This window comes from Actinomycetes bacterium, assembly GCA_035489715.1.
GTDB lineage: Bacteria > Actinomycetota > Actinomycetes > JACCUZ01 > JACCUZ01 > DATHAP01.
On the sequence record DATHAP010000095.1, the window covers coordinates 1 to 5,745 of the forward strand.

At 73.1% G+C, this 5,745-nt stretch carries 6 protein-coding genes and 3 tRNA genes; 4 read left to right on the forward strand and 5 right to left on the reverse strand.

The window, feature by feature from the left end; genetic code table 11:
• Positions 1 to 178: 178 nt before the first annotated feature.
• The 3 genes from VK640_07650 to VK640_07660 form a co-directional block, all read right to left on the reverse strand.
• Positions 179 to 256: transfer RNA gene (locus VK640_07650), tRNA-Val, on the reverse strand.
• Positions 257 to 283: 27 nt separating this feature from the next.
• Positions 284 to 354 (reverse strand) — tRNA-Cys (locus tag VK640_07655).
• Positions 355 to 386: 32 nt separating this feature from the next.
• Positions 387 to 459: transfer RNA gene (locus VK640_07660), tRNA-Gly, on the reverse strand.
• Between the two features lie 148 nt (positions 460 to 607).
• Between VK640_07660 and hutH the strand changes: the two genes are divergently transcribed.
• Genes hutH through VK640_07675 form a run of 3 tightly spaced genes read left to right on the forward strand, consistent with a single transcriptional unit; the run spans position 608 to position 4,047 of the window.
• On the forward strand, positions 608 to 2,185 hold the full coding sequence (hutH, locus tag VK640_07665) for a histidine ammonia-lyase (protein HTE73059.1): 1,578 nt from the start codon (positions 608 to 610) through the stop codon (positions 2,183 to 2,185).
• On the forward strand, positions 2,172 to 3,191 hold the full coding sequence (locus VK640_07670; protein HTE73060.1) for a chorismate-binding protein: 1,020 nt from the start codon (positions 2,172 to 2,174) through the stop codon (positions 3,189 to 3,191). Before hutH ends, VK640_07670 begins: the two co-directional genes overlap by 14 nt.
• Positions 3,192 to 3,213: 22 nt before the next feature.
• Positions 3,214 to 4,047, forward strand: coding sequence for an aminotransferase class IV (locus VK640_07675; GenBank protein HTE73061.1), 834 nt, complete (start codon positions 3,214 to 3,216; stop codon positions 4,045 to 4,047).
• 33 nt (positions 4,048 to 4,080) lie between these two features.
• Here VK640_07675 and VK640_07680 read toward each other — a convergent pair whose 3' ends face one another.
• Both VK640_07680 and VK640_07685 read right to left on the reverse strand, forming a co-directional pair.
• Complete coding sequence (locus VK640_07680) at positions 4,081 to 4,509, reverse strand: DUF6069 family protein (GenBank protein ID HTE73062.1); 429 nt, start codon at positions 4,507 to 4,509, stop codon at positions 4,081 to 4,083.
• A 94-nt stretch (positions 4,510 to 4,603) separates the two neighbouring features.
• Entirely contained in the window at positions 4,604 to 4,990 is a 387-nt protein-coding gene (locus VK640_07685; protein HTE73063.1) for an ester cyclase, read from the reverse strand.
• A gap of 234 nt (positions 4,991 to 5,224) precedes the next feature.
• On the opposite strand from VK640_07685, the gene VK640_07690 reads away from it, so the two are divergent.
• Entirely contained in the window at positions 5,225 to 5,728 is a 504-nt protein-coding gene (locus tag VK640_07690; protein HTE73064.1) for a SigE family RNA polymerase sigma factor, read from the forward strand.
• The last annotated feature ends 17 nt before the right edge of the window (positions 5,729 to 5,745 follow it).

Consider the following 5,745-nt stretch of genomic DNA (forward strand, 5'->3'; position numbering starts at 1 on the left):
ACCCGCGGCGGCGGGTCACCGGCCCGCGCGGGCCGCGGTGGCGTCTACCCGTCTAGGGGGTAGGGGGACGAGGGCCTGGGGGCCTTGGTGGCCGACTGCAATCTGGCACGAAACTGGCACGACCAGAGATCGAGAAGGCCCCGGCCTGCGGGTGAGCGCAGGTCAGGGCCGATTTTGCTGGTGGGCGATACAGGACTTGAACCTGTGACCTCTTCCGTGTCAAGGAAGCGCGCTAGCCAGACTGCGCCAATCGCCCTAGGTGGAACTCTGCTGATGGAGCTCGAGGTGGAGACGGGATTTGAACCCGTGTAGACGGCTTTGCAGGCCGTTGCCTCGCCTCTCGGCCACTCCACCGAGTTGAGACCTGGATGGCCCCGAGACTTCCGAGCGGACGACGGGATTCGAACCCGCGACCCTCACCTTGGCAAGGTGATGCTCTACCAACTGAGCCACGTCCGCGCGACAGTCAGGACGGCCTCGCTACCGTCCCTCTGTGCGGAGTAGACCATAGCCCATCGGTGAGAACGCGACCAAAGCGGAACCGTCCTCCAGGCGCGGCCCGAGCCGGGGTCCCCGCCCGGTCCGCGGCGGCGCTAGGTTGCCCGCCATGCCTGCCCCGTCGTCCACCCCGCCCGCCCAGCCCGCCCGGACTGTCACCGTGACCGGGGAGGCCCTGTTGCTGGAGGACCTGGTCGCGGTGGCCCGCGGCGAGGCCCGGGCCGAGCTCGGCAGCGGGGTGGCCGACCGGATGGCCTTCAGCCGGTCGGTGGTAGCCGAGGCGGTCGAGGCGGACCGGGTCATGTACGGCATCACCACCGGCTTCGGTGCCCTCGCCGACACCCACGTCGGCAGGGCAGACCTGGAGCGCATGCAGCTGGCCCTCGTCCGGTCGCACAGCGCGGGGGTGGGCGAGCCGCTGCCGGACGACGTCGTACGCGGTCTGCTCCTGCTCCGCGCCCGGACACTGACCGCGGGGTACTCCGGCGTCCGGGTCGAGCTGCCGGCCAAGCTGCTCGAGCTGCTCGAGCACGACCTGCTGCCGGTCATCCCGGGCAAGGGCTCGGTCGGGGCGTCCGGTGACCTCGCCCAGCTGGCGCACCTGGCGCAGCCGCTCGTCGGCGAGGGCCGGCTCCGGCGCTCGGGCGAGCGTGACCTCGACGGCCGGCCCAGCGCCGAGCTGCTCGCCGAGGCCGGTGTCGAACCGATCGTGCTCGCCGCCAAGGAGGGCCTGTCGCTGATCAACGGCACCGAGCCCATGCAGGTGCTCCTCGCGCTCGCTGTCGACGAGATCGGGCTGCTGGTGAAGGTCGCCGACATCGCCTGCGCCATGAGCGTCGAGGCGCTGCTGGGCACGGACCGGCCCTACGACGAGCGGGTCCAGGTGATCCGGCCACACCCCGGCCAGCTGGCCTCGGCCGGCAACCTGCGCCGGCTGCTCGACGGCAGCCCCCTCGTCGCCAGCCACCGTGAGAGCGACCACGCCGTGCAGGACTCCTACTGCCTGCGGTGCGCGCCGCAGGTGCACGGCGCGGTGCGCGACGTGCACGCGCACGCCCGGCGCGTGATCGACATCGAGCTCGGCTCGGTCGTCGACAACCCGGTGATCGTGCCGGACGGCGAGGTCATGTCGACCGGAAACTTCCACGGCGAGCCGCTGGCCTTCGCCGGCGACATGCTGGCCATCGCCGTGTCCGAGCTCGCGGGCATCGCCGAGCGGCGCACCGACCGGATGCTCGACAAGGCCTTCTCCCGCGACCTGCCCGCCTTCCTCGCGGCCGACCCGGGCACCAACTCCGGGTTCATGATCGCGCAGTACACCGCCGCGTCCCTGGTGAGCGAGAACAAGGTGCTCGCGCACCCGAGCAGCGTGGACACGATCCCGACGTCGGGCAACCAGGAGGACCACGTCTCGATGGGCTGGACCTCGATGCGCAAGCTGCGCGAGGTGGTGGCCAACGTGCGCTCGGTCCTGGCGGTCGAGATCCTCGCCGCCGCGCAGGCCATCGACTTCCGGGCCGCCATCGCCGCGCCGGGCACCGCCAGCCGCGCTGCGCATCGCGTCGTCCGCGCCGAAGTGCCGCCGATGGACACCGACCGCGAGGTCGCGGGCCAGATCGCTGACGTCGACCGGCTGCTGCCCGAGATCGTGGCCGCCGTCGAGAGCGCGGTCGGTGTCCTCGAGTAGTGGTGACCCCTACGCCTGGTTCGGCGGGCGGCTCGCCACCGGCCTGGTGGACGTCACCGCCGACCTGACCGCGCTCGACGGCTCCGGCTGGTGGGCGGTCGTCGTCGACTTCGAGGGAGCCGTCCGGTGCGCGCGGTTCGACGACGTGAGGGAGGCGGCGCTCCTGGCCGGGCGGTGGCCCGGTGTCCCGGTCGACGCATGGATCTCGTCGATGACCCGCCAGGAGTACGTCGCCGCGGTCGGTCTGGTGCGCGACGGCATCGCGGTCGGCGACCACTACCAGGTCAACCTCTGCCGGGTGCTCACGAGCGGGCTGCCGGACGGCACCGACTCGACAGCGATGTCCGGGCTCTCCGCGCTGCTCGCCGAGGGCAACCCGGCGCCGTACGCCGGTGTGGTGCACCTGCCGGCGCACGACCTCTCGCTCGTCTCGGCGTCGCCGGAGCTCTTCCTCCGCCGTGCCGGCGAGCTCGTCGAGTCGGGGCCGATCAAGGGCACCGCCGCGACCAGGGACGGCCTGACCGACAAGGACCGGGCCGAGAACGTGATGATCGTCGACCTGGTGCGCAACGACCTCGGGGCCGTGGCGCTCACCGGCACGGTCGAGGTGCCCGCGTTGTGCGCCGTCGAGGAGCACCCCGGGCTGGTGCACCTGGTGTCGCGCGTATCGGCACGGCTTCGGGCGGACGCGGGCTGGCCCGAGCTGCTGGCGGCCTCGTTCCCGCCCGGCTCGGTCACCGGTGCGCCGAAGTCGGCGGCCCTGGACGCGATCCGGGCGCTCGAGCCGGTGCCGCGCGGCCCCTACTGTGGCGCGGTGGGCTGGGTGGACGCGGACCGGCGGACGGCGGCCCTGGCGGTGGGCATCCGGACGTTCTGGGTGAGCGGCGGTCTGCTCCACTTCGGCACGGGCGCCGGGATCACCTGGGGATCCGAGCCGGCCCGGGAGTGGGACGAGACGGAGCTCAAGGCGCGGCGGCTGCTGGCGGTCGCTTCGCGGGCGACATGAGCCAGACGAGGGTGGAGGTGGCATGAAGGTCTGGGTCAACGGTCGGGTCGTCGGCGCCGACGAGGCGACGGTGTCGGTCTTCGACCACGGGCTGACCGTGGGCGACGGCGTCTTCGAGACCGCGAAGGTCGTCGGCGGGCTGCCCTTCGCTCTCAGCCGGCACCTCGAGCGGCTGGCGCTGTCGGCCGCCGGGCTGGCCCTGCCGGTGCCCGACGAGGCGGTCGTGCGGTCAGCGGTCGCCGAGACACTCACTGCCAACGCCGAGGAGCTCGGCGAGACGCTGCGGCTGCGCATCACGGTCACCGGAGGGACGTCGCCGCTGGGCTCGGACCGCGGCGACGCCGGCACCACGATGGTCGTGGCACTCGCTCCGGCGACACGGTGGCCGGCGTCGGCGAAGGTCGTTGTCGTCCCGTGGGTGCGCAACCAGCGGGCACCGAGCGCAGGCGTCAAGACGACGTCGTACGCCGACAACGTGGTCGCCCTGGCCCACGCGAAGGCCGCGGGTGGCAGCGAGGCCGTCTTCGCCAACACCGTGGGCAACCTCTGCGAGGGCACCGGGACCAACGTGTTCGTCGTGCGGGACGGCGTGGTCTCGACTCCTCCGCTCACCTCCGGCTGCCTGGCGGGTGTGACGCGCGCGCTGCTGCTCGAGTGGGCCGACGTGGTCGAGGAGGACCTGCCGGTCGGCGTGCTCACCGAGGCCGACGAGGTCTTGCTGACGTCGTCGACCCGAGACGTGCAGTCCGTGCACGCGGTGGGGGACCACACCGTCGCGGGCGGGGCGCCCGGGCCGGTCACCGAGCGGCTGGCCGCGGTCTTCGCGGAGCGGTCGGCGGCCGACGTGGATCCCTGACCACCTGACCCATGACCACCCGACCGGCGTCGGCTAACCCCCCGGTCGGACGGTGCGGCCGGCCACCGCCCCGAGCGACGTGCCCACGACGAGGCCGATGAGCACGCAGAGGGCGCAGGTCGCCAGCTGCGCCTCGGTCGTCGTGTCCTTCGTGAACGGCAGCACTGCCGCGGTTGCCGTGACCAGACCGACGATCCAGCCGAAGAACACCCGCGGCCGCGGCGTCGTCATCACGAGCAGCAGCAGGAGCACCCCGCCGAGCACGGCGGCGGCCAAGGCGACCCCGGCCCACTCGAGCCCTCTCGCACCTCCGATCGGAGGGTCGAGCACCTTGACGTCGAAGATGTCGAGGACGACGACGCCCAGCCCGGCGGCCAGGGCAGCGACGGCTGCCGTGGCCGCCACCCCCGCCCAGAAAGGTCCTTGGTCGACAGACGGCCCGCGTCGCTGCTCGGTGGTCATCCCTGCACCTCCCGGTATCGGCCAGCGACGCTAGGCCCATACCGCTGGGCCGTGCTCACCCGGCGCAGGTGAGGGTCCCACCCAGCGGGCAGGGTCAGGCGAGGCTGACGCCGGCCGGGAGGCGCACGTCGGTCGACGTCCAGAGCTCGCGCAGGAGGTCACCCTCGAAGCGCAGGACGAAAACGACCACCAGGCTGCCCGGCTGCGGCGCGAGCGAGCCCCGGCGCGGCACGCCGACCAGCTGCACCCGGCACATCGCCGTGTCGCCGTCGGCGCAGAGGACGTCGACCGGGGCCGCCGAGTCGTGCACGGCGGCGCACATGGTCATCGCCCGCTCACGCAGGCCGGCCCACCCGTCCGGCTGGCCGGGGGTCGCCGAGTGATCGATGACGTCGGGGTGGACGAGGGCCTGCAGGGCGAGCACGTCGCCGGCGACGAGCGCGCGCACGACCTGGGCGCTGCGCACGGCGGACGGGGACATGAGGCAATCTTCGAGGTCGGCCCTCGGCCGGACCATGGGCCCAACGCGCGGACCTGCCGAGCCGATCAACCGATGCGGTCCAGTGCTTTGGGCCCAGCGGCGGCCCGCCTCCGGCGTGTCCGGTGCGAGAGGAGCAGCTGTCGGGCAGAGTGAGGGAACCTGGCGCCCGGCCCACCGTCTTTCAAGGCATGCGGCGGCCGCAGGGGTCGTCCGGGAGGCCACCGGGAGGGCGGCGTGCGCGAGCCGGAGGGTTTCCGCGGCTTCGTCGAGGCGCGCTACCCGGCCCTGGTCCGCTTCGGCACCCTGCTGGCCGCCGACCAGGGCAAGGGGGAGGACCTCGTCCAGGAGTCGCTGGTCAAGGCGCTGCGGGCGTGGGACCGGCTGCACCCGGACGGCAACCCGGAGGCCTACGTCCGCACCGTGATGACCCATGCGTCGTGGCGGGCCGGGAAGCGGCTCTGGCGGGGGGAGCAGCCCACCGAGGAGCTGCCCGAGCACGCCGGGCCGGACGTCTACGGCGAGGTCGACACCGCCGACGCCGTGCGCCGTGCACTGGCGACCCTGCCGGTGCAGCAGCGGGTGGTGCTGGTCCTGCGGTTCTGGGACCACCTCAGCGAGGCCGAGATCGCAGCCCGGCTGGGCATCTCGGCCGGGACCGTGAAGAGCAGGGCGAGCCGGGCGCTCGCCGGCCTGCGGGGCAGTGGACTCCTCGTGGACGTCACCGGAGGGGAGGCCTGATGGACATCACCGAGCTG